Source organism: Stenotrophomonas sp. CCNWLW162 (assembly GCF_037203745.1).
Lineage (GTDB): Bacteria > Pseudomonadota > Gammaproteobacteria > Xanthomonadales > Xanthomonadaceae > Stenotrophomonas > Stenotrophomonas maltophilia_AQ.
On sequence record NZ_JBBCBL010000004.1, the window covers coordinates 166,421 to 187,462 of the forward strand.

The 21,042-nt window shown below is 66.7% G+C and carries 22 protein-coding genes; 9 read left to right on the top strand and 13 right to left on the bottom strand.

Going from position 1 to position 21,042, the window contains the following annotated elements; translation table 11 throughout:
* Nucleotides 1-62: 62 nt before the first annotated feature.
* Both V9K93_RS12895 and V9K93_RS12900 read left to right on the top strand, forming a co-directional pair.
* On the top strand, nucleotides 63-836 hold the full coding sequence (locus tag V9K93_RS12895; RefSeq protein WP_046982638.1) for an NAD kinase: 774 nt from the start codon (nucleotides 63-65) through the stop codon (nucleotides 834-836).
* A 48-nt stretch (nucleotides 837-884) separates the two neighbouring features.
* Complete coding sequence (locus tag V9K93_RS12900; RefSeq protein WP_012511563.1) at nucleotides 885-1,829, top strand: 5'-nucleotidase; 945 nt, start codon at nucleotides 885-887, stop codon at nucleotides 1,827-1,829.
* A 181-nt stretch (nucleotides 1,830-2,010) separates the two neighbouring features.
* On the opposite strand, the gene V9K93_RS12905 is transcribed toward V9K93_RS12900, so the two are convergent.
* The 12 genes from V9K93_RS12905 to asnS form a co-directional block, all read right to left on the bottom strand.
* A complete protein-coding gene (locus tag V9K93_RS12905; protein ID WP_337302659.1) occupies nucleotides 2,011-2,562 on the bottom strand; it encodes a DUF2939 domain-containing protein in 552 nt (183 codons plus the stop codon).
* 42 nt (nucleotides 2,563-2,604) lie between these two features.
* Nucleotides 2,605-3,585, bottom strand: coding sequence for an aldo/keto reductase (locus V9K93_RS12910; RefSeq protein WP_337302660.1), 981 nt, complete (start codon nucleotides 3,583-3,585; stop codon nucleotides 2,605-2,607).
* Nucleotides 3,585-4,271 carry a DUF2461 domain-containing protein gene (locus tag V9K93_RS12915; protein ID WP_337302661.1) on the bottom strand — a complete coding sequence of 229 codons (687 nt, stop codon included), beginning with the start codon at nucleotides 4,269-4,271 and terminating at the stop codon, nucleotides 3,585-3,587. The genes V9K93_RS12910 and V9K93_RS12915 overlap by 1 nt, the downstream gene beginning before the upstream one ends.
* Nucleotides 4,268-5,707 carry an exodeoxyribonuclease I gene (gene sbcB / locus V9K93_RS12920; RefSeq protein ID WP_337302662.1) on the bottom strand — a complete coding sequence of 480 codons (1,440 nt, stop codon included), beginning with the start codon at nucleotides 5,705-5,707 and terminating at the stop codon, nucleotides 4,268-4,270. Before sbcB ends, V9K93_RS12915 begins: the two co-directional genes overlap by 4 nt.
* Nucleotides 5,707-7,074, bottom strand: a complete 1,368-nt coding sequence (locus V9K93_RS12925) for an FAD-dependent oxidoreductase (RefSeq protein WP_136638269.1) — start codon at nucleotides 7,072-7,074, stop codon at nucleotides 5,707-5,709. The genes sbcB and V9K93_RS12925 overlap by 1 nt, the downstream gene beginning before the upstream one ends.
* Before the next feature lie 31 nt (nucleotides 7,075-7,105).
* Nucleotides 7,106-8,380 (bottom strand): kynureninase, encoded by a 1,275-nt coding sequence (gene kynU / locus V9K93_RS12930; RefSeq protein ID WP_046982632.1) that lies wholly within the window; start codon nucleotides 8,378-8,380, stop codon nucleotides 7,106-7,108.
* A 162-nt stretch (nucleotides 8,381-8,542) separates the two neighbouring features.
* Nucleotides 8,543-9,064: a 3-hydroxyanthranilate 3,4-dioxygenase gene (locus V9K93_RS12935; RefSeq protein ID WP_046982653.1), complete on the bottom strand. Its 522-nt coding sequence runs from the start codon at nucleotides 9,062-9,064 to the stop codon at nucleotides 8,543-8,545.
* A gap of 19 nt (nucleotides 9,065-9,083) precedes the next feature.
* Entirely contained in the window at nucleotides 9,084-9,746 is a 663-nt protein-coding gene (can, locus tag V9K93_RS12940; protein ID WP_014037740.1) for a carbonate dehydratase, read from the bottom strand.
* A 72-nt stretch (nucleotides 9,747-9,818) separates the two neighbouring features.
* Complete coding sequence (locus tag V9K93_RS12945) at nucleotides 9,819-10,457, bottom strand: FMN-binding negative transcriptional regulator (RefSeq protein ID WP_046982631.1); 639 nt, start codon at nucleotides 10,455-10,457, stop codon at nucleotides 9,819-9,821.
* Between the two features lie 9 nt (nucleotides 10,458-10,466).
* Nucleotides 10,467-10,781: a hypothetical protein gene (locus tag V9K93_RS12950; protein WP_025876872.1), complete on the bottom strand. Its 315-nt coding sequence runs from the start codon at nucleotides 10,779-10,781 to the stop codon at nucleotides 10,467-10,469.
* Between the two features lie 7 nt (nucleotides 10,782-10,788).
* Complete coding sequence (locus V9K93_RS12955; RefSeq protein WP_006376524.1) at nucleotides 10,789-11,088, bottom strand: hypothetical protein; 300 nt, start codon at nucleotides 11,086-11,088, stop codon at nucleotides 10,789-10,791.
* Between the two features lie 33 nt (nucleotides 11,089-11,121).
* A complete protein-coding gene (gene asnS / locus V9K93_RS12960; protein WP_046982630.1) occupies nucleotides 11,122-12,516 on the bottom strand; it encodes an asparagine--tRNA ligase in 1,395 nt (464 codons plus the stop codon).
* 128 nt (nucleotides 12,517-12,644) lie between these two features.
* Here asnS and V9K93_RS12965 point away from each other — a divergent pair, with 128 nt between their 5' ends.
* The 7 genes from V9K93_RS12965 (at nucleotide 12,645) to zipA (ending at nucleotide 19,624) form a co-directional block, all read left to right on the top strand.
* A complete protein-coding gene (locus V9K93_RS12965) occupies nucleotides 12,645-12,983 on the top strand; it encodes a HesB/IscA family protein (RefSeq protein ID WP_006376495.1) in 339 nt (112 codons plus the stop codon).
* A 79-nt stretch (nucleotides 12,984-13,062) separates the two neighbouring features.
* Entirely contained in the window at nucleotides 13,063-13,605 is a 543-nt protein-coding gene (locus V9K93_RS12970; protein WP_046982629.1) for a CbrC family protein, read from the top strand.
* 229 nt (nucleotides 13,606-13,834) lie between these two features.
* A complete protein-coding gene (gene rpsF / locus V9K93_RS12975) occupies nucleotides 13,835-14,272 on the top strand; it encodes a 30S ribosomal protein S6 (protein WP_006376493.1) in 438 nt (145 codons plus the stop codon).
* An 11-nt stretch (nucleotides 14,273-14,283) separates the two neighbouring features.
* Nucleotides 14,284-14,514, top strand: a complete 231-nt coding sequence (rpsR, locus tag V9K93_RS12980) for a 30S ribosomal protein S18 (RefSeq protein WP_002804494.1) — start codon at nucleotides 14,284-14,286, stop codon at nucleotides 14,512-14,514.
* Nucleotides 14,515-14,618: 104 nt separating this feature from the next.
* Nucleotides 14,619-15,071 carry a 50S ribosomal protein L9 gene (rplI, locus tag V9K93_RS12985; RefSeq protein WP_046982628.1) on the top strand — a complete coding sequence of 151 codons (453 nt, stop codon included), beginning with the start codon at nucleotides 14,619-14,621 and terminating at the stop codon, nucleotides 15,069-15,071.
* Between the two features lie 262 nt (nucleotides 15,072-15,333).
* On the top strand, nucleotides 15,334-18,837 hold the full coding sequence (gene smc, locus V9K93_RS12990; protein WP_337302663.1) for a chromosome segregation protein SMC: 3,504 nt from the start codon (nucleotides 15,334-15,336) through the stop codon (nucleotides 18,835-18,837).
* A gap of 46 nt (nucleotides 18,838-18,883) precedes the next feature.
* A complete protein-coding gene (gene zipA, locus V9K93_RS12995; RefSeq protein WP_046982626.1) occupies nucleotides 18,884-19,624 on the top strand; it encodes a cell division protein ZipA in 741 nt (246 codons plus the stop codon).
* Between the two features lie 74 nt (nucleotides 19,625-19,698).
* On the opposite strand, the gene V9K93_RS13000 is transcribed toward zipA, so the two are convergent.
* Entirely contained in the window at nucleotides 19,699-20,823 is a 1,125-nt protein-coding gene (locus V9K93_RS13000) for a pyridoxal phosphate-dependent aminotransferase (protein ID WP_046982625.1), read from the bottom strand.
* Nucleotides 20,824-21,042: the final 219 nt, after the last annotated feature.

A 21,042-nucleotide genomic window follows, 5' to 3' on the forward strand; every position in this document is an offset into this window, starting at 1 on the left:
CCCGCGCGGTCCAACCCCCGGCGCTCGGTTATGCTCTTCACCAGTTCCCCCCGGATCCACCGATGAGCGACACCCCCCGCATCGCTTTCCTGGCCAGTACCACCGAGCCTGCACAGATGGCACGCGCAGCGATGGTCTCGCGCTATGGCGACCACGCCCCGGACCAGGCCGACGTGCTGTGCCCGCTGGGCGGCGATGGCTTCATGCTGCAGACCCTGCATAGGCATGGTCACCTGGGCAAGCCGGTGTTCGGCATGAAACTGGGTACCGTGGGCTTCCTGATGAACCAGTACCGTGGCGACGATGACGTGCAGGCGCGCATCGCCCGTGCCGAACCGGCCAACCTGCGGCCGCTGGAGATGGTGGCGTTGACCGAATCGGGCACCAGCACCGGTTCGCTGGCCTACAACGACGTGTCATTGCTGCGCCAGACCCGGCAGGCCGCGCATATCGGCATCGACCTCAACGGCCAGGAGCGCGTGGCTGAGCTGATCGGTGACGGTGTACTGGTAGCCACCCCGGCTGGCAGCACCGCCTACAACTATTCCGCGCATGGTCCGGTGCTGCCGCTGGGCTCACATACCATCGCCCTGACGCCCTTGGCACCGTACCGGCCGCGGCGCTGGCGCGGGGCGATCCTCAAGGCCGACACCGAGGTGCGATTCCGCGTGCTTGATCCGTACAAGCGCCCGGTCAGCGTCACTGCCGACTCGCACGAGACCCGCGACGTGGTCGAAGTCACCATCCGCGAGTCCAAGGACCGCCGGGTGACGCTGCTGTTCGACCCGGAGCACAACCTGGAAGACCGGATCCTGAGCGAACAGTTCGTTTTTTGAGGACAATAGGCCGCCGGCCCCGCCGATCGCTTTGAAGGACCCCCACCGATGGGCGACAACTCCCCCCGTTTGCTGACCGTCGCGGTGACCTCGCGCGCCCTGTTCGACCTCGAGGAAAGCCACGCGCTGTTCGAGAGCGATGGCGTGGCGGCCTATGCCGAATTCCAGCGCCAGCATGAGGACGACATCCTCGGCCCCGGCGTGGCCTTCCCGGTGGTGCGCAAGCTGCTGGCGCTGAACCAGGGCGCCAGCCCCGAGAACCCGCGGGTCGAGGTGATCCTGCTGTCGCGCAACTCGGCCGATACCGGCCTGCGCATCTTCAATTCGATCCAGCACTACGGCCTGGGCATCATCCGTGCGACGTTCACCGCCGGCGAGCCGACCTGGCCGTATGTGAAACCGTTCGGTACTGACCTGTTCCTGTCGGCCAACCCGGAATCGGTGCGCAGCGCGCTGCGCCATGGCATCGCGGCGGCCACCATCCTGCCCAAGCCGCCGGGCGAGACCGCCGCTGCGGCTGCCGACCAGATCGATATCACGCGCCCGGCCGGGCAGCTGCGCATCGCCTTCGATGGCGATGCGGTGATCTTCGGTGACGAGAGTGAGCGCATTTCGCGCGAGCAGGGCGTGGAGGCATTCGGCCGGCACGAGCGCGAACGTGCGCGCGAACCGCTCAGCGGGGGGCCGTTCCGTGGTTTCCTGTCGGCCCTGCATACGCTGCAGGAAGTGTTCCCGGCGGGGGATAGTGCGCCGATCCGCACCGCGCTGGTGACCGCGCGTTCGGCGCCTGCGCACGAGCGGGTGATCCGCACCCTGCGCGAGTGGGGTGTGCGCCTGGACGAGGCCCTGTTCCTCGGTGGCCGCCACAAGGGCCCGTTCCTGCAGGCGTTCGGCGCCGACATCTTCTTCGATGATTCGCAGCACAACATCGACAGTGCCCGCGAGCATGTGGCCGCTGGCCATGTGCCGCATGGCGTTGCCAACGAGGGGTGAAACCATCCCGGGTGGGTGCCAACGTTGGTTGGCACTGCCATGCATCGGCGCCCACCAAGGTGGGCATCTACCAGAGTCCCGTGCTCCCGGTAGTTGCCAACCTTGGTTGGCGCCGTCCTGGATCCATGCCCACCAAGGTGGGCATCTACCGAAAGCAGGGCCATCGAAGGGGCATGGCCCGTCAAGGGCTGCCCGACATCCCCAGCTGCAGGTCAACCACCTTCCAGCGCAGGCCCTGTGGTTCCAGCACCACCTTCAACGGCGGCTGGCCCGGGCCTCGATCGACGTCGATGACGAAGCGGTCCAATGCTTCGAAATGGTGCTTGGCATGCTTCAGCGGCCGCGCCGGTTCGGTCGGGCCGAATGCATCGCCACCCTGCAGTTCATTGCGGCCACGCTTCCACAGCACATGGCCCTGCAGCATCGCGCCGATACCGGTCGGGGTCACCATGGTGTCCACCGCTGCACCGCCCAGCTGGTCACCCAGCCCGTAGAGCAGCGCACCGAACGGGCTGGCTGCTACATCCGGGCCTGCCTGGCGCACCAGGTAGTCGTTGAGCTGGGCGCGCACGCTGCTGCGCACCTGCGGGAAGTCGACGTAGCGCTCCAATCGGGCGGTGTCGCGCTGTTCGATGGCCTTGGAGAGGCCATGCACGGTCATGTACGGGCCGCCAAACCACCAGGCGGCCAGCGCCAGGACCAGCAGGACCACGAGTGCACTGAGCTTCTTCATATCGGCCAGACTGCCGCAACTCCGGCAGCAACGGGTGAAGGCTCAGTGACTGGGCGAGCCGCGGCCGTCCCCGAACGCGTCCACCAACTGTTGGCGTTCGGCTGCCGTCAGCGCTTCCAGGCGCGTTGCCAGTACTTCATCCAGGCTCTGCGTGCGGGTGGTGCCGAGGATGCCGCTGGCCACCCCGGGATGGCCCAGGGCGTAGGCAAACGCGGTCTGGGCGGGGTGCTGGCTGCGGATGGCGGCGATGGCGTGGCGCATCCGGCGCGCGCTGCGCATCAGTTGGCGGCTGCTGGGCTTGAGCCAGGCTCTGGCCAGATACCAGGCGTCGGCCGGGCGCGGCAGGCGGGCCCGTGAGGGCAGCAGATGGCCCTGCGCCAGCACGGTACCGGCCAGCACGCCGATGCCTGCTGCCTGCAACTGGTCGATGAGGGGTTCACGGTCCTGCTGCAGGGCGTTGTAGTCAAGAAGCACCACGTCGAACAGCGTGGGATGGTCGATCATCCAGCGCAGGGTCGAGGCCGTGTGCGTATTGATACCGGTGTGCCGGATCAGCCCGCGTTCGCGAAGTCGTTGCAGTGCGGCCAGCAGGTCATCGTTGATGTCGTGCTGGCTGGCACCGTGCAGCTGGTAGATATCGAGGTAATCCAGGCCGAGGTTGCGCAGCGAGGCTTCGCAGCTGGCGGTAATGGCTGCCGGCGAGAAATTGCGCTGCTCGGCGCCGCTGACGCCGGCGTGGCCGGTCAGCGTGCCGCCCTTGCTGGAGATCACCAGCGACTCGCGGGGGTATCGCTTCAGCAACGGGCGCAGGATGCGGCCCAACCGCGGCTCGGCGTGGAAGCCAGAATAGTTGTGGCCGGTATCCAACAGGTTCACGCCCTGTGCCAGTGCATGCTCGACCACGTTCGCGGCCGACTGTTCCGGGAAGCGGCGATGCCCCCAGAAGCCGGAGCAGCCCAGGCCCACCGGCGAAACCGCCAGGCCGGTGCGGCCCAGCGTGCGGCGTTGCCGTGCCAACGGCATCAGAATTCCAGGTCCAGCGCCGCGCACAGATAGTCGACGAACGGGCCGAGCGCAGCCAGATCCTTGCCCAGCATGGACAGCAGTCGCGGGCCGGTCATGGTGGCGTCGTCCAGCGAGCGCCACATCACCCAGTTGCGGTGCTTGAGGTCTTCGATGAATTCGAAGTCGGCCGGGAAGCCGCGCGGCGGCCGCACCAGTTTTTCGCTCTCCTCGAAGTCGAAGCGCTTGCGCAGAACCGGTGCATGCGCCGCGGCCTTCCAGCTGCCGGGGTTGTCGAGGATGAAGTGGCGCACGCGGCGCTGGGTTTCCGGCTCCGGATGCCACAGGCCGGCACCGACGAAGCTCTCGCCCGGCTGCAGGTGCACATAGAACGATGGCGCGGCCACTTCGCGGCGGCGCTCATGGAACAGGCGTGCACCCTGCCAGGTTTTGTACGGCGACTTGTCGTTGGAAAAGCGCGCATCGCGATGGATGCGGAACAGCGAGCCGCCGACGCCGCGGGTATCGGCGCGGAAGTGCTCGCTGACCTCGGTCAGGGCCGGCTGCAGGTCGCCCAGCAGGCGCAGGAACGGCTGCCGCACGTGGTCTTCATACTGCTGGCGATGATCGTTGAACCACGCCTTGTCGTTGTGCCGCGCCAGGCTGCGCAGGAACTTGAAGCTGGCGTCCGAGAAATAAGTGCTCACAGGGTCTCCTGCAGGTGCTGGCCCCAGTCGCGCAGCGATTGCAGCAGGGCCTGGCGTCGCGCGTCGTCGGGCGCTTCGGCAGCCAGTGCGTCGAGCTGCTGCTGGTACTGGGGCAGGTTGAGTTCGCCCAGGCCGCCATCCCCGAGCAGGCGCTGGCGGCGGTAATCCTGCCAGCGCTGGCGTTCACCCGGTGCGAGGCTGTCGGGATGGTTGCGCGCACGGTAGCGGAACAGCAGCTCCGGCAATCGCGGGTCGCGGAAACGGCCCTCGAGCGCTGCCAGCTGCTCCGGCACGGTGGTGCGCGCCAGTGCGAGCAGTGGCTTGTCGCCGGCCCCGAGAAAGCCGTCGTACAGCGAGGCATCGACGTCGGCCACGCTGTCCACGCGCGGCTGGTTGTAGACCTGTCGTGCCTTCTCGGCCAGCTGGGGGGCGAACGCACGCAGGCGTTCGGCCCTGGCCTCGATCGCGGCCACGTCCAGGCCGAGCCGTGCGTGGTCATCGGCGCGCAGGTGGTTCCAGGCGATCAGCGCCGGCACCTTGTTCAGTTGCACTTCCTTCAGGGGAACCCGCGTCGCGCCCTCGGGTAGCTCGCTGGTGCGCATGTACAGGCGCTGTGCGATCACCTCGGCCGGGAGCTCCAGCAGGTCGTCGATGTCACCCTCCAGGTCGAACACGATCACCCGGTTGTTGATGGTGGGATGCATCGACAGCGGCAGCACCGGTGCCGCGCACAGGCGGCTGGCCGGGTAGCGCATGGAAATGTGCAGCACCGGCTTCATCGCGGCCACGTCCAGCAGGCTGCCGACGAAGCGCTTGTCGCGCAGCTTCAGGGCGTAGTCCCACAGGCGCGGCTGCGACTGCTTGAACAGGCGGGCCATGCCGATGGTGGCGCGCACGTCTGAAAGTGCTTCGTGCGCATCGCCTTCGCGCACGTTGTTGGCCTCGGCCAGGTGCTCGAGCTTGAACGAGGTGGCGCCATCCTCGCGCAGCGGCCATTGGATGCCATCCGGGCGCATCGCGCGCATCAGCCGCAGCATGTCCAGCAGGTCCCAGCGCGAATTGCCGTTGCGCCACTCGCGTTCGTACGGGTCGTGGAAGTTGCGGAACAGCCCGTAGCGGACGAACTCATCATCGAAGCGCAGCGTGTTGTAGCCCAGTGCGCAGGTGCCCGGCCGCGACAGCTGTTCATTGATGCGGTCGAAGGCTTCGGCTTCGCTGATGCCTTCGGCCAGTGCCTGCTGCGGAGTAATGCCGGTCACCAGCGTGGCCATTGGCGAGGGCAGCAGGTCATCGGCCGGGCGCACGAAGAAGCTGACCGGGGTATCGATCTCGTTGAGGTCGGCGTCGGTGCGGATTGCAGCGTACTGCGAGATGCGCGTACGCCGCGGGTCCTGGCCGAAGGTTTCCAGGTCGTAGAACAGGAAGCTGTCGGCCATCAGTGCGCGCCCTCCAGGACCGGGAGCTGCGCATGGATCTGCGCTTCCAGTGTCGCCCAGTCGATGTTGTCCAGTGAATCGTGACCTGCGGTGGCCGCCACCAGCATCCCGCGCTGCAGTTCGGTGCGGTGCAGGGCCTCGGCGTAGGGCGTGTGCAGGAAGGTGACCATGGTGTAGTGCGGCACGAAGCGGGTCGGCCAGCGGCGCTGCAGCTCCTGTTCCAGTTCGCGCTGCAGCAGGAATGCAGGGTCGGCCACGCGGTCGCGCATCTCCAGGTAGTTCTCCAGCGCCATCTGCTGGATGGCACGTGCATTCGGCTTGCGTTCGGCTTCGAACGCGGCGAACGCAGCTTCCAGATCATCGGCCTCCATCAGGTGACGGGCCAGCGCAACACAGTCCTCGAACGCGCAGTTCATGCCCTGGCCGTGGAACGGCACCATCGCATGTGCGGCGTCGCCGATCAGTACGGCACGGCCCTGCTGATGCCAGCGCTCCAGCGTGAGCGTGCCAAGCAGGCCCGGCGGGTGCTGCTCCCAGTCCGCGCGCAGGTTCGTGATCAACGGCAGGGTGTCGGCGAACTCGCGCGCGAACAGCGCCTCGGCCTGTGCGCCGGTGTTGACCGTGGCAAAGCTGGGGTCGCCCTGGTTGGGCAGGAACAGGGTGACGGTGAAGGTGCCTTCGTGGTTGGGCAGGGCGATGCACATGTAGTGGCCGCGCGGCCAGATGTGTAGTGCGTTGCGCTCGATGCGGAAGCTGCCATCGGCGGCCGGCGGAATCTCCAGCTCCTTGTAGGAGTGGTCGAGGAAGGCAATGTCCTCGCCCAGCGGCGCACGGCGGTTCATCGCCGCGCGCAGCGCCGAGCCGGCACCGTCGGCGCCGATCAGGGTGTCGAAGCGGATGTCGTGCGGGCTGTCGTCGCGGTCATCGATGAAACGCGCGTAGCCGGCATCAAAATCGACGGTGTGCAGGCGGCGATGGAAGTGCACGGTGGCGCCGGCCTGTTCGGCCAGTTCCAGCAGCGTGGTGTTCAGGTCGCTGCGGTGGATCGACCAGATCACTTCGGTGTCGTCGCGGCCGTAGCGCTGCAGCTGCGGTTCGCCCTCGCGCGGGTGCACCATGCGTCCGCGCATCATCACCGCGCGCGCCATCACCTCGTCTTCCACGCCCGCCTGACGCAGTGCGTTGCGCCCACGCTCGGCCAACGCCAGGTTGATCGAGCGGCCACTCTCGTAGTCGGCCACGCGTGGATCGCCGCGGCGTTCGTACAGGGTGATGCGCCAGCCCTGGCGTGACAGCAGGATGGCCAGCAGGGACCCGGCGAGGCCGGCACCGATAATGCTCAACGAGCGGGAGGCGTGTGCGATCAACGAACTGTCCAGCAGTAGGGGAGGGGCCGGCTTAGAGGCCGGCCCAGGCTTCCACTTCCTCGACGAAGTGGTGCACGTCCAGGTAGCGGTTGTAGAGCGGGGTGGGCGAAATGCGGATCACGTCGGGCTCACGCCAGTCGCCGAGCACGCCGATGCCGCGCAGGTGTTCGAACAGTGCGCGGCCACGTTCGCGGCCACCGATCACACGCAGCGACAGCTGGCAGCCGCGGCGTTGCGGGTCGGCCGGGGTGATGATGTCCAGCACCTGAGGCAGGCGCGCGCGCACCAGCGCTTCGAGCATGCCGGTCAGCGCCAGCGACTTGCTGCGCAGCGATTCCATGCCGGCACGCTCGAACAGCTCCAACGAGGCACGAAGCGGCGCCAGGCCGAGGATCGGCGGATTGCTCAGCTGCCAGCCTTCGGCACCGATGGCCGGGGTGAACTGCGGTGCCATCTGGAAGCGGGTGGACTCTTCATGGCCCCACCAGCCGGCAAAGCGCGGCAGGCTGGTGTCGCGATGGTGGCGCTCGTGCACGAAGGCGCCGGCCACCGCGCCCGGGCCGCTGTTGAGGTACTTGTAGTGGCACCACACGGCAAAGTCCGGCGCCACGTCGTGCAGGCGCAGCGGCAGGTTGCCGACCGAGTGCGCCAGGTCGAAGCCGATGCGCGCGCCCTGCAGGCGCGCGGCACGGGTGATCGCATCGAGGTCGAAGGCCTGACCGGTGCGGTATTGCACGCCCGGCCACAGCACCAGCGCCAGGCGCGGGCCGTGTTCGGCGATGGCACGTTCGATCGCCGCCAGTGAGATCGTGCCGTTGGCCTCGTCCGGCTGTACTTCCACCAGGCACTCGGCGGGGTCGAAGCCATGGAAGCGGATCTGCGCCTCCACCGCATGGCGGTCGGTCGGGAATGCACCCGCCTCCATCAGGATCACCGGGCGCTCGGCCGTGGGTCGGTAGAAACTGACCATCATCAGGTGCAGGTTCACGCTCAGCGTGTTCATCGCCACCACTTCGCTGGGCAGCGCACCGACCACGCGGGCCAGCTGCGCGCTCACCAGGCGGTGGTAGGACAGCCACTGCGTCGGGCCGGTGAAGTGGCCTTCCACCGCCAGCTCGCCCCACTGCTTCATCACTTCCTGTACGGCCGCCTGTGCGCCGCGCGGCTGCAGGCCCAGCGAGTTGCCTACGAAGTAGGTCTGCTCACCGCCACCATGGCGCGGAATCAGGAATTCACTGCGCAGCGGGCGCAGCGGATCGGCGGCGTCCAGGGCGATGGCGTGGGTGCGGCTGAGCAGGTCGGACATGGTCGGGCAACAGGCTGCAACGGGACCGCCAGTGTAGCGCCTGGGGCATGGCCCGGTAGCGGCCAGCCCAACACCAGCACCGCATGATCCGGTAGCCGCCAACCTTGGTTGGCGCACGTACAAGCAAGCGCCCACCAAGGTGGGCAACTACCGTTCGATGGCTCAGCCTGCCGCCGGCGCCGGCAGCGGGTCCACGTGCCCGCACGCACTGCAGGTGCGCAGCTCCAGGCTGGCGTGGTAACGCGCGAACACCTTGGGCAGGTCGGTTTCGATGTTCTGCAGCGGAAAGTACTCTTCGTGCAGCTTGTGGTTGCAGCGTTCGCAATGCCAGATCACGCCGTCCATCTCATGCGGAAGGCGTTTGCGCTCGACCACCAGGCCGATACCACCGGGCGGGCGCCGCGGCGAGTGCGGAACCTTCGCCGGCAGCAGGAAGATCTCGCCGGCACGGATCGGAATGTCGCGCACCGCGCCGTCTTCCTGCACCTTCAGCACCATCTCGCCTTCGAGCTGGTAGAACCATTCCGGGCCTTCGTCGTAGTGGAAGTCGGTACGCGAGTTCGGCCCGCCGACCACCATCACGATGAAGTCGCCGTTGTCGATCATCTTGTTGCCCACTGGCGGCTTCAGCAGGTGGCGGTGTTCTTCGATCCAGGCGTGCAGGTTGATCGGCGAAGCGAGCATGGTGGTCATCCGTAAGGGATCAGTCGCGCTTGCCCTTGCGCGGGACGTAGGACAGGGCCTTTTCGTAGGCCGGCTGCAGTTCTTCCTGCGAACCGACGTCGATGCCCATCTCGCGCACGCGCCCGTCCTTCAGGCTGTAGACCCAGCCGTGCACCATCAGCTTCTGGCCGCGGGCCCAGGCGTCCTGCACGATGGTCGAGCGGCACAGGTTGGCCACCTGCTCGATCACGTTCAGTTCGCACAGGCGGGCGTGCTTGAGCTCGTCGGTCTCGATCGCATCGAGGATGCCGGTGTGCTTCTGCATCACGTCACCGACGTGGCGCAGCCAGTTGTCGGCCAGGCCGACACGGGTATTGTGCAGGCAGGCGTGCACGCCGCCGCAGCCGTAGTGGCCGACGATCAGGATGTGCTTCACCTTCAGCTGGTCCACTGCGTACTGCACCACGCTCAGGCAGTTCAGGTCGGTGTGCGCGACCACATTGGCGACATTGCGGTGCACGAACACCTCGCCCGGTGCCATGCCGATGATCTGGTTGGCCGGCACGCGCGAGTCGGAACAGCCGATCCACAGGTATTCCGGATGCTGCTGCTTGGCCAGCTGGTGGAAGAACTCCGGATCTTCCTTCTCGATCCGGTCCGCCCAGTCGCGGTTGTTCTGCAGCAGCTTGTGGATGTCTTTCATGTTCGGGTCCCTGGCGTCGGGTGGGGGCGCGCCGCAGCCATCCGGCTGCGTCGTCGCGGAAATCTGCGGCGTTCAGTCGTTGCGGGCGGCCTGTTCGCGGTGCCAGCGCATCCACTGCGCCAACTCGGTGGAAGAGGGGGTGCCCAGCTGTTCCAGTTCGGCGATCACTGCGCGCTGGTTGGCATCGGGATGGTTCTGGCTCAGCTTGAGCTTCAGCTGCACGTGTTCGACCTGGAAGCAGAAGCCGACGATGGCGCGCAGTTCCGGGCCGTGTTCGGCGCGCGTGGCATCGAACTGCCAGGCCTGGCCGACGCTGGCTTCGAAGCGGTCACTGATCGCACCGACCAGGTCGGCCAGCGCATCGGTGTCGTCGAAGGTGTGCAGCTGGCCGCGCAGCTCGGCGGCGGCGTAGTTCCAGGTGGGCACCCGTGCCATCGGTTCCTTGTCCGGGTACCAGCTGGCCGATACATAGCCATGCGGCCCCTCCACCAGCACCTTGGCCGCACCGCTGTGACGTGCCTGCGGGTTGGCACGGGCCCAGTGGCCGCGCAGCTCGATGTGGTCGCCGTCGCGCTGGTACAGCACCGGCAGCCGGGTCAGTTCCGGCAGGCCATCGCCACCGGCGGTCAGCACGGTGACGAACGGATCACGCGCCAGCAGGCGATCCAGCCACAGCAGGTCGGTCTCGGCGAAAGCGCGCGGGGTGAACATCGGTTGGCCTCAGGCGCGGCTGCCAAGCGACTGCACCATGCGCCCGCGCAGGCCTTCGTCGCTGCCTGCCTGCGGTGGCTGCACTTCATGCAGCGAGAAGCCGCGCACCAGCGCATCTTCTTCATCCAGGCCGTCGTACTCGACGAACTCGGCATCGAACAGCTGCGAGCGTGCAGTGTCTTCGCTGTCGTAGCTCAGCGTATTGCCATCGCTGTCCAGCACTTCGGCAGTGCCGGCCTCGCGGATGCGCAGGCGCGCCCAGATCAGGGTGTTGCCGAGGCTGGCCAGCCACCAGCTGTCGCGGACGTGGGAAAGGTCGTTCATGTGTGTCTTACCAGAGCGAGGCCAGCCAGAGCAGGGCAGCCATGCCCAGTCCGGCCAGCAGGGTCAGCAGCGATACCCAGGCGGGCGTCGCCAGCCCGGACAGCGAGCGGTCCGGCTGGGTGCGGTATTCGCGCCGCAGCAGCCAGCCCAGCGCATCGGGCTTGAGGAAGGCGCCACTGCCGAAGCGCTGCGCCAGCGCCGGATGGCGATCGCGCACATGCACCAGGGTCAGCGGCCAGAAAATCACGAAGGCACTGAACCCGGCCACTGCAACGCCGACGAAACACAGGGCGAAGAACAGGGTCATGGGGGCAGTACCTCCGTGGTCGTGCGTGTGGGCTTAGAAGTCCGCGCTGCCCGGGGCGCGCGGGTAGGGGATCGCATCGCGGATGTTGGACAGACCGCAGACGTACACCACCAGGCGCTCGAAGCCCAGGCCGAAGCCAGCGTGCGGTACCGAGCCGTAGCGGCGGAAATCGCGGTACCAGCTGTAGTGCTCGCGATCCAGGCCGAACTGCGCCATGCGTGCATCCAGCACGTCCAGGCGCTCTTCGCGCTGGCTGCCGCCGATGATCTCGCCGATGCCCGGGGCCAGCACGTCCATCGCGGCAACGGTCTTGCCGTCGTCGTTCAGGCGCATGTAGAAGGCCTTGATGTGCTCCGGATAGTTGGTCACCACCACCGGACGGCCGACGTGTTCCTCGGTCAGCCAGCGCTCGTGCTCGGTCTGCAGGTCCAGGCCCCATTCAACCGGGAAGTCGAACTTCTTGCCGGACTTCTGCAGCAGGCTGACCGCATCGGTGTAGTCGATGCGCTCGAACGGCGCATTGATGAAGTCTTCCAGCTTGGTGATCGCGTTCTTGTCCACGCGCTCGGCGATGAAGGCCAGGTCGTCGCTGCGCTCGTTAAGCACCGCGCGGAACAGGTACTTCAGGAACTCTTCGGCCAGGCGCGCGTCTTCGGCCAGGTCGGCGAAGGCGATTTCCGGCTCGATCATCCAGAACTCCGCCAGATGGCGGGTGGTGTGGCTGTTCTCGGCACGGAAGGTCGGGCCGAAGGTGTAGACCTTGCTCAGCGCCAGGCAGTAGGCCTCGACGTTCAGCTGGCCGGACACGGTCAGGAAGGTTTCCTTGCCGAAGAAGTCGCGGCTGAAATCGATGGCGCCCTTCTCGTCACGCGGCAGATTCACCATGTCCAGGGTGGACACGCGGAACATCTGGCCGGCGCCTTCGGCGTCGGAGGTGGTGATGATCGGGGTGCTGATCCAGTTGAAGCCGTTCTCGTGGAAGAAACGGTGCACGGCCTGGGCCAGGCAGTTGCGGATGCGGGTGACCGCGCCGAACAGGTTGGTGCGCGGGCGCAGGTGTGCCACTTCGCGCAGGAACTCCGGCGACATCGGCTTGGGCTGGATCGGGTAGGTGAGCGGGTCTTCGACCCAGCCGACCACTTCCAGTGCGTTGGCCTGGATCTCGAACGACTGGCCCTTGCCCTGCGACTTCACCAGGGTGCCGGTGGCGATGACCGAGCAGCCGCTGGTCAGGCGCTTGATCTCATCGAAGTTGGCCAGGCTGTCGCCGGCCACGACCTGGATCGGGGCGAAGCAGGAGCCGTCGCTCACATTCACGAAAGCCAGATTCGCTGAACCGCGCACCGTGCGCACCCATCCGCGTACCGTGACTTCGCCGCCTTCCGGGATCTTCCCGGCAAGCGCATGTTCAACGCTGACCACCGTCATGACTTGAATCCTCTGCTGATCGACTCGATCTGTGAACACGGGAGTTTACCGGTTGCAGCGTTCTGCTTGCGAGGCATTTTTCGTGGCAACGGCTCCTTATAATGTCCCCGTACCTCTGGAGTAGCCCCATGGCCGTCAGCCTGACCCCCATTGCCTTCGAGCGCGTGCAGCGCTTTGTCGCCCAGACCCCCGGCGCGCTGGGCCTGCGTTTCGGCGTGACCAAGACCGGCTGCTCGGGCTGGGGTCACATCACCGACCTGGCCCGCGACGAGCGCGAGGGCGATACCGTGTTCGACCAGGACGGCGTGAAGATCTACGTCGATGCCAAGAGCCTGGCGCTGGTGGACGGCACCGTGATCGACTTCGGCAAGCACGGCCTGAGCGAAACGTTCACGTTCAGCAACCCCAACGCCACCGCCGAGTGTGGCTGCGGCGAAAGCTTCACCACCGACGCCGACAAGGCCTGACGGCCGGTTCTGGCGTCCGCCGCTAGCGGAACCTGCTCTGGTAGATGCCGACCTTGGTCGGCAGGGAAGGGATCCACGGATGGAACGACCGCTTTTCATTTATCACCCCAACGCCTACGCCCTCTCCTTCGAAGAGGTCGACGGGGTCTGTGACTGCTGCGGTCAGGCGCGGACACTTCGGTACCGGGGGCCTTTCTACACGTGCCTGCGACCGGAGTATCTGTGCCCATGGTGTATTGCCGATGGCAGGGCGGCGGCCAGTTACGAGGGTGAATTCACCGGCTGGAGCGATATTGAAGGGGTATCCCCTGATCCAGCCGACCCGCCGCCAGCCATCGCCCGTGAGCTGCTGCTGGAGATCTGCGAGCGCACCCCGGGCTACTCGTCCTGGCAGCAATCGGTCTGGCTGAGCCATTGTGAACGACCCTGCGCCTTCCTCGGCTTTGCCGGCAGCGAGGACCTCCTGCCCATCCTCGACCAGGTCCGGCCGGACGTGGCCGAAGTCAACCCGCGCGACGCCGACTGGGTGCTGGCGCACCTGAGCCGGGACGGGATGATGGTCGGCTGCCTGTTCCAGTGCCTGGAATGCGGCCAGCATCGCCTTCACGTCGACCTGGGGTGAATCCAGGCGGATTCGTGGACTGTGCTGGGCTCCGGTGGCGGCCAACCTTGGTTGGCATGAAGGCTGCCCCCCGGTTCAGGTTGCCCTGTGACCCGCCGGTTGCCCGGCCACCCCATCTGCGCCATAATGCGCGGCTTCCTGCCTCCCTGGCGGGAATCCTTGCCCCACCGCGGTATCAACGGCGGGGGGCTGTCCGGCCGCAAGGCCACATCCGAAAGGTAGAAAAAACATGAGTCGTCATTACGAAATCGTGTTCATGGTCCATCCGGACCAGAGCGAGCAGGTCCCGGCCATGATCGAGCGCTACAAGTCGCTGGTCGAGAACGGCAACGGCACCATCCACCGTCTGGAAGACTGGGGCCGCCGCCAGCTGGCTTACCCGATCCAGAACCTGGTGAAGGCGCACTACGTGCTGCTGAACATCGAAGCCGACCAGGCCGTGCTGAACGAGCTGACCGAAAGCTTCCGCTTCAACGACGCCGTGTTGCGCAACCTGGTCATCAAGCGTGACGAGGCTGACACCGAGCAGTCGCTGATCATGAAGAGCAAGGACGAGAAGGGCGACAAGCCCGAGCGTGGTGAGCGTCGTCGTCGTGATGACGAAGAAGGCGAAACCACCCCCGCCGCTGACAACGATGCCGGCGACGACGCCGCTTCGGCCGCCTAAGGAGCACTGACATGTCCAAGTTCTTCCGTCGCCGCAAGTTCTGCAAGTTCACCGCTGAAGGTGTCAAGGAGATCGATTACAAGGATCTCAACACCCTGCGCCAGTACCTGACCGAGAACGGCAAGATCGTGCCGAGCCGCGTCACCGGTACCAAGTCGAAGTACCAGCGTCAGCTGGCGACCGCCGTCAAGCGCGCTCGCTTCCTGGCCCTGATCCCGTACACCGACAACCACGACGTCTGATGCCGGCGGGGCGGCCCGGTGCCGCCCCCGCTGTGCCAGCTATTCGGACAGCCCTAGTTGCGGGGCCCAGCCTCGCTAACGAATAACTTATCTGGAGCAATACCATGCAGCTGATCCTTCTGCAGAAAGTCACCAACCTCGGCAACCTGGGCGACCTGGTCGACGTGAAGCCGGGCTACGGCCGTAACTTCCTCGTGCCGCAGGGCAAGGCCGTGCCGGCCACCGAGAGCAACAAGGCCGAGTTCGAAGCCAAGCGTGCCGAGTACGAAGCCAAGGCCCAGTCGATCCACGCCGACGCTGAAGCCCGCAAGGCCAAGCTGGAAGGCGCGAGCGTCACCATCGCCGCCAACGCTTCGACCGAAGGCAAGCTGTACGGCTCGGTCGGCGCCCGCGAAATCGCCGATGCCTTCACCGCTGCCGGCCTGCCGGTCAGCAAGAGCGAAGTCATCCTGGGCGAAGGCGCCTTCCGCAACATCGGTGAGTACGACGTCCTGGTGCACCTGCACGCTGACGTTGAAACCACCGTCAAGGTTGTGGTCGAAGCCGAAAAGGCCTGATCCCACGCCGCAAGGCCTGGTATCACCGCAGAACGGGCGCCCGCGAGGGTGCCCGTTTTGTTTTGTGCGGAGGTCCGATCCGTGGCGCTGGACGATGCTCGGCCGGCGCCCCCGGCCGGGCAATGTTCCACGCCCATTCGTAGAACACGGCCACATCGGTATACTCAGGGCGTCACATCCGTTCCACGGCCAGCGATCCCAATCGGATCAATGACTTGGAGGGTAAACGCAGGCCGCTCGTCGGCCCCAGTCCGGAAACCCTATGCGTCTTTCCACGATCAAGCTGTCCGGCTTCAAGTCGTTCGTCGATCCGACCACCCTGCACCTGCCGACCAACATGACCGGCGTGGTGGGCCCCAATGGCTGCGGCAAGTCGAACATCATCGACGCCGTGCGCTGGGTCATGGGCGAAAGTTCGGCCAGCCGCCTGCGTGGTGACTCGCTCACCGACGTGATCTTCTCCGGTTCCAATGCCCGCAAACCGGTATCGCAGGCCACCGTCGAGCTGATCTTCGACAACTCCGACCACACGATCTCCGGCGAGTACGCCTCGTTCAACGAGATCTCGGTCAAGCGTACGGTCAGCCGCGACGGCACCAGCAACTATTACCTCAACGGCACCAAGTGCCGCCGCCGCGACATCACCGATCTGTTCCTCGGCACCGGCCTGGGCCCGCGCAGCTACTCGATCATCGAGCAGGGCATGATCAGCCAGATCATCGAGGCGCGCCCGGAAGACCTGCGCGTGTACCTGGAAGAGGCCGCCGGCATCTCCAAGTACAAGGAGCGCCGCAAGGAGACCGAGACCCGCATCCGCCACACCCGCGAGAACCTGGACCGGCTGGGTGACCTGCGCGACGAGATCGGCAAGCAGCTGGAGCACCTCAAGCGCCAGGCCAGGCAGGCTGAGCAGTACCAGGCTCTGCAGGAAGAGCGCCGGGTCAAGGATGCCGAGTGGAAGGCATTGGAGTTCCGTGGCCTGGATGGACGCTTGTCCAAACTGCGCGAAGGCCTGTCGCAGGAAGAGACCAAACTGCAGCAGCTGATTGCCGACCAGCGCGACGCCGAGGCGCGGATCGAGACTTCCCGCGTGCGCCGCGAGGAGGCTGCCGACGCGCTCAATGCCGCGCAGGCCGAGGTCTACCAGGTGGGCAGCACGCTGGCCCGCCTCGAACAGCAGATCCAGCACCAGCGCGAACTGTCGCAGCGCCTGCACAAGGCGCGCGATGAAACCCGCCAGGCACTGGCCGAGCTTGGCCAGCACATCAGTGGTGACGAAGCCAAGCTGATGGTGCTGCGCGAAGCGGTCGATGCGGCCACCCCGCAGCTGGAAGAACTGCAGGAAGAGAACGAGATCAAGCAGGAAGGCCTGCGTGAGGCCGAAGCGCGGTTGTCCGATTGGCAGCAGCGTTGGGAGCAGCACACCTCGCAGAGCTCGGAAGCCTCGCGCGCTGGCGAGGTCGAGCGCACCCGCGTGGACTACCTGGACAAGCAGGTCCTCGATGCCGACCGTCGTCGCGAGGCGCTGGCGGCCGAACGCGCGGGGCTGGACGTGGACGCGCTGGAAGAAGCATTCGAGCAGCTGCACGTGCAGCACGACACGCAGAAGACCGCGCTGGACGAGTTGAGTGAAGACGTCGAGCTGCGCAAGCAGGGCGTGGCGGCGGTGCAGGAGCAGCAGCGGAATGGCCAGAACGAACTGGCCGAACTGCGCAAGCAGGCCAACGGCCTGCGTGGCCGGCTGGCCTCGCTGGAGACCCTGCAGCAGGCCGCGCTGGGCCAGGAGCAGGGCGCTGCCGTGGCGTGGCTGAAGGCGCGTGGGCTGGATTCGGCGGCGCGTGTCGGCGAACGCCTGGACGTTGATGCCGGCTGGGAAAATGCGGTGGAAAGCGCGCTTGGCCAGTTGATCGAAGGCGTGCTGGTCGACGATCCGTCCAGCCTGGTCGATGCACTGGGTGAGCTAGGCGATGGCCGTATCGCGCTGGTTGCCAGCGGCGACGCAGATCTGAAGGTTGCCCCTACCTCGCTGGCCGCTCGTGTGCGTGGCCCGGCGGCGATCCGTCGCCTGCTGGCCCATCTGCACGCTGCAAGCGATCTGGCCGAAGCGAAAACGTTGCAGGCCCGCCTGCCCGAAGGCGATTCGATCATCACCCAGGGCGGCGAGCGCCTGGGCCAGGGCTGGCTGCGCGTCGCGCGCTCTGGCGCGGCCCAGCAGGGCGCGCTGCTGCGCGAACGCGAAATCAACGAACTGCGCGAGCAGATCGAGCAGCTGCAATCGCGCGAAGCCGAACTGGAAGAACAGCTGGCCGGTTTCCGCGAACACCTGTTGGCCGCCGAACAGCAGCGCGAGGATGCACAGCGCGCGCTGTACCTGGCGCACCGCGCTGTGTCCGAAGTGGCTGGCCAGCTGCAGGGCCAGCAGGGCAAGGTCGAGGCGGCACGCACACGCATCGACCGCATCGAAGGCGAGCTCAGCCAGTTGCTGGAGACCCTGGACATCAATCGCGAGCAGGCGCGTGAAGCGCGTGCGCGGTTGGAGAATGCGGTCAACAGCATGGGCGACCTGGAGTCGAACCGGCAGGGCCTGGAGGGCGAACGCCGTCAGTTGACCGAGGCGCGCGATCTGGCCCGCGACGCCGCCCGTGCGGTACGCGAGCGGTCGCACGCGTTGGCCCTGACCCTGGAATCGCAGCGCGCCCAGGTGGCCTCGTTGAGCCAGGCGCTGGAGCGCATGAGCACCCAACGTGGCCAGCTGGATTCACGCCTGGGCGAACTGCACTCGCAGCTCGATGAGGGCGATTCGCCGGTCGAATCGCTGCAGGCCGAGCACCAGAACGCGCTGGAAGAGCGCGTGCGTGCCGACCGTGTGCTGACCGAGGCGCGTACGCTGCTGGACGGCATTGATGCCGAACTGCGCAATTACGAGCAGACCCGCCACCAGCGCGACGAACAGGCACTGGCCCAGCGCGAGCGTATTTCCCAGCGCAAGCTGGACCAGCAGGCGCTGGTGCTCAGTGCCGACACGCTGCAGGCTGCGGTGGAGAAGGCCGGTTTCGTGATGCAGGATGTGCTCAACGCGTTGCCCGAAGAAGCCCGCCTGGGCGACTGGGAGCAGGCCGTGCACCAGATCGACGGCCGCATGCGCCGGCTGGAGCCGGTCAACCTGGCTGCCATCCACGAGTACGGAGAGGCCTCGCAGCGATCGGAGTACCTGGACGCGCAGCATGTTGACCTGACCACCGCTCTGGAGACCTTGGAAGATGCCATCCGCAAGATCGATCGCGAGACCCGCGGCCGCTTCAAGGACACCTTCGACCGCGTCAATGCCGGCGTGCAGGCCCTGTACCCGCGCCTGTTCGGTGGCGGCCATGCCTACCTGGAACTGACCGGAGAAGACCTGCTCGACACCGGCGTGACCATCATGGCGCGCCCGCCGGGCAAGCGCGTGTCCAGCATCTCGCTGTTGTCCGGTGGCGAGAAGGCGATGACCGCGGTAGCGCTGGTGTTTGCCATCTTCCAGCTGAACCCCGCGCCGTTCTGCCTGCTGGACGAGGTGGACGCGCCGCTGGACGAGGCCAACGTCGGCCGCCTGGCCAACATGGTCAAGGAAATGAGCGAGAAGGTGCAGTTCCTGTTCGTCAGCCACAACAAGGCGACGATGGAGGCTGCGCACCAGCTGTCGGGCGTGACCATGCGCGAGCCGGGCGTCAGCCGCCTGGTCAGCGTGGACCTGGAAGAAGCCGCACGATTGGCGGGCGCGGCCTGACGTGCCATCCTAGTTACCTGAATGAACTAGCCGGAGAACCTATCGAATGTCCGACACGGCACTGTTGCGCATCGGCATCCTGGCCGCCGGCCTGCTGTTGATCGCCGCGATCTTCCTGTTTGGCCGTCCGAAAAAGAAGCCCCAGGGGCGCCGCGTGGAAGGCGCGGAACCGACCAGCGGTCAACGCCGCGAGCCGGTGCTGGGCGATGACGGCGTCCCCGTGGCCGATGGCCGCATTGAACCGGGAATGGGCGGGGAAGGCGAGCAGGCCGAACTCGGTCTCCCCGACACCGATCTGGGCGCAGCCAGCGACCTCGGCAAGCGCGCCACCCAGGATTTCGACAAGATCGTTTCGCTGCTGGTGGCGGCCCGCGCCGGCGAGCAGCTGCGCGGGGAGGACATCGTAGTGGCCGCCGAGAAGACCGGCCTGGTCTTCGGCCATATGAACGTGTTCCACCGCCTGGTGGAGGGCTATCCCGAGCGCGGACCGATCTTCTCGATGGCCAGCGTCATCAATCCGGGCAGCTTCGACATGGCCAACATCCGCGCCATGGAAACTCCGGCCATCGCCTTCTTCCTGACCCTGCCGGCACCGCTGACCGCGCTGGATGCCTGGGAGAAGATGCTGCCGACCGTGCAGCGCATGGCCGAACTGCTCGACGGCGTGGTGCTGGATGACGGCCGCAATGCCCTGGGTCGTCAGCGCATCGCACACATCCGTGACGAGCTGCGTGCCTATGATCGCCAGCACCAGGCACCGCCGCTGACCAAGACCCCGCGCTGGTAAAAGCGTTTTTTCCGGTGTGCCGACCAGCGGTCGGCACCCACCCCGACCAGCGGCCGGCATCCACCCGGATGGGGTTACGCCGGTACGCCGGCCACCTTCGCGAACGCCTGGCGGAACGCCGCCATTTCCTCTTCGGTACCGACGGTCACCCGCACGCGCTGCGGCCAGATCGGCCAGCTGCGACCGATCACCACGCCGTTCTCCGCCATTGCCTTGGCGAACGCGCCGCCGTCACGCTGGACGTCGACCACGAAGCAGTTCGCCTCCGAAGGCACGCAGTTGAAACCGCGCTTGCCGAGCCACGCGACGGTGGCCTGGCGTGCCTTGGCATTCTGCAGGCGTCGCTGCGGGATCAGCTGCGGATCCCGCAGACTGGACAGCGCCGCCGCCAGTGCCGGTACCGGTAGCGGGTTGTCGCCGAGGCTGGCCAGTTCACGCAGCCGGTCCGGATGTGCAGCGGCCACGCCAAGGCGCAGACCGGCCATGCCGTACAGCTTGGAAAACGTGCGCAGCACGATCAGGTCATCGCGCTGGGCCACCTGGCCGATCAGGCTGGGCTGCTCGCTGTACTGCAGATAGGCCTCGTCGACCAGTACACGGGTGGCCACAGGCTTGTTGGCCAGCAGCCAGGCGAGCTCGACCGGTGGGCTGATCGAGCCGGTGGGGTTGTTCGGATTGCACACGTACAGCAGCCCGGTCGGGTGCGCATGTGCGGCAGCAACCATCGCACGCAGGTCGTGCGCGCCGTCATCGCGCAGCGGCACCTTCTGCACGTGCGCGCCGTGTGCGGCGGCCACTTCGCCCAGCGTTTCGAAGGTCGGGTCGGCAACTACCAGTCCTGCCTGCGGGCCGGTCCACAGCGTGGCCGCACGATTCAGCGGTTCGCTGGAGCCGGGGTAGAGGCGCACATGATCGGCCGGGATGCCGGCCTGCCCGATGAAAGCGTCGCGCACCTGGCCCGCCAGCTCGAAGCGGTAGCGGCCGCAGCTTGCGATGCTCTCGCGTGCCGCCTGCTGGGCAGCGGGTGAGGGGCCGTACGGGCACTCATTGAAGTTCAGCAGTACCGCGCCCTCGCTGGGAGTCGGCGTTGTGGCCGCAGCAGGCTGGGCCTGGGCCAGGCGGGGCAGGCTGCTGCCGGCCACGGCAAGGCCGGCACCGGCCAGTTGCAGGAAGCGGCGACGGGAGGCGGGCAGGGTCACGGGCGGGGTTCCGAAGGTTGGCTGCTGCACGCTAGCGCTGGTGGGGGCGGGCGGCAAGCTGCTTTTTGTAGAGTCGAGCCGTGCTCGACTACAGATGTGCCAACCAAGGTTGGCACCTACCAGAGCGGGGAATGGTTGGCACCTACCGGAGCGGGGAATGCGGAGCGGGGAATGGTTGGCACCTACCGGAGCGGGGGAGTGGTTGGTATCTGCCAGAGC

What these genes read in the sequence shown, in the direction of transcription:
- can (WP_014037740.1), bottom strand. Translation starts at nt 9,746, where the DNA reads ATGAAAGACATCCACAAGCTGCTGCAGAACAACCGCGACTGGGCGGAC.
- rplI (WP_046982628.1), top strand. Translation starts at nt 14,619, where the DNA reads ATGCAGCTGATCCTTCTGCAGAAAGTCACCAACCTCGGCAACCTGGGC.
- V9K93_RS12905 (WP_337302659.1), bottom strand. Translation starts at nt 2,562, where the DNA reads ATGAAGAAGCTCAGTGCACTCGTGGTCCTGCTGGTCCTGGCGCTGGCC.
- zipA (WP_046982626.1), top strand. Translation starts at nt 18,884, where the DNA reads ATGTCCGACACGGCACTGTTGCGCATCGGCATCCTGGCCGCCGGCCTG.
- V9K93_RS12895 (WP_046982638.1), top strand. Translation starts at nt 63, where the DNA reads ATGAGCGACACCCCCCGCATCGCTTTCCTGGCCAGTACCACCGAGCCT.
- V9K93_RS12900 (WP_012511563.1), top strand. Translation starts at nt 885, where the DNA reads ATGGGCGACAACTCCCCCCGTTTGCTGACCGTCGCGGTGACCTCGCGC.
- V9K93_RS12955 (WP_006376524.1), bottom strand. Translation starts at nt 11,088, where the DNA reads ATGACCCTGTTCTTCGCCCTGTGTTTCGTCGGCGTTGCAGTGGCCGGG.
- rpsF (WP_006376493.1), top strand. Translation starts at nt 13,835, where the DNA reads ATGAGTCGTCATTACGAAATCGTGTTCATGGTCCATCCGGACCAGAGC.
- kynU (WP_046982632.1), bottom strand. Translation starts at nt 8,380, where the DNA reads ATGTCCGACCTGCTCAGCCGCACCCACGCCATCGCCCTGGACGCCGCC.
- V9K93_RS12970 (WP_046982629.1), top strand. Translation starts at nt 13,063, where the DNA reads ATGGAACGACCGCTTTTCATTTATCACCCCAACGCCTACGCCCTCTCC.
- sbcB (WP_337302662.1), bottom strand. Translation starts at nt 5,707, where the DNA reads ATGGCCGACAGCTTCCTGTTCTACGACCTGGAAACCTTCGGCCAGGAC.
- smc (WP_337302663.1), top strand. Translation starts at nt 15,334, where the DNA reads ATGCGTCTTTCCACGATCAAGCTGTCCGGCTTCAAGTCGTTCGTCGAT.
- rpsR (WP_002804494.1), top strand. Translation starts at nt 14,284, where the DNA reads ATGTCCAAGTTCTTCCGTCGCCGCAAGTTCTGCAAGTTCACCGCTGAA.
- V9K93_RS12945 (WP_046982631.1), bottom strand. Translation starts at nt 10,457, where the DNA reads ATGTTCACCCCGCGCGCTTTCGCCGAGACCGACCTGCTGTGGCTGGAT.
- V9K93_RS12950 (WP_025876872.1), bottom strand. Translation starts at nt 10,781, where the DNA reads ATGAACGACCTTTCCCACGTCCGCGACAGCTGGTGGCTGGCCAGCCTC.
- asnS (WP_046982630.1), bottom strand. Translation starts at nt 12,516, where the DNA reads ATGACGGTGGTCAGCGTTGAACATGCGCTTGCCGGGAAGATCCCGGAA.
- V9K93_RS12910 (WP_337302660.1), bottom strand. Translation starts at nt 3,585, where the DNA reads ATGCCGTTGGCACGGCAACGCCGCACGCTGGGCCGCACCGGCCTGGCG.
- V9K93_RS12965 (WP_006376495.1), top strand. Translation starts at nt 12,645, where the DNA reads ATGGCCGTCAGCCTGACCCCCATTGCCTTCGAGCGCGTGCAGCGCTTT.
- V9K93_RS12935 (WP_046982653.1), bottom strand. Translation starts at nt 9,064, where the DNA reads ATGCTCGCTTCGCCGATCAACCTGCACGCCTGGATCGAAGAACACCGC.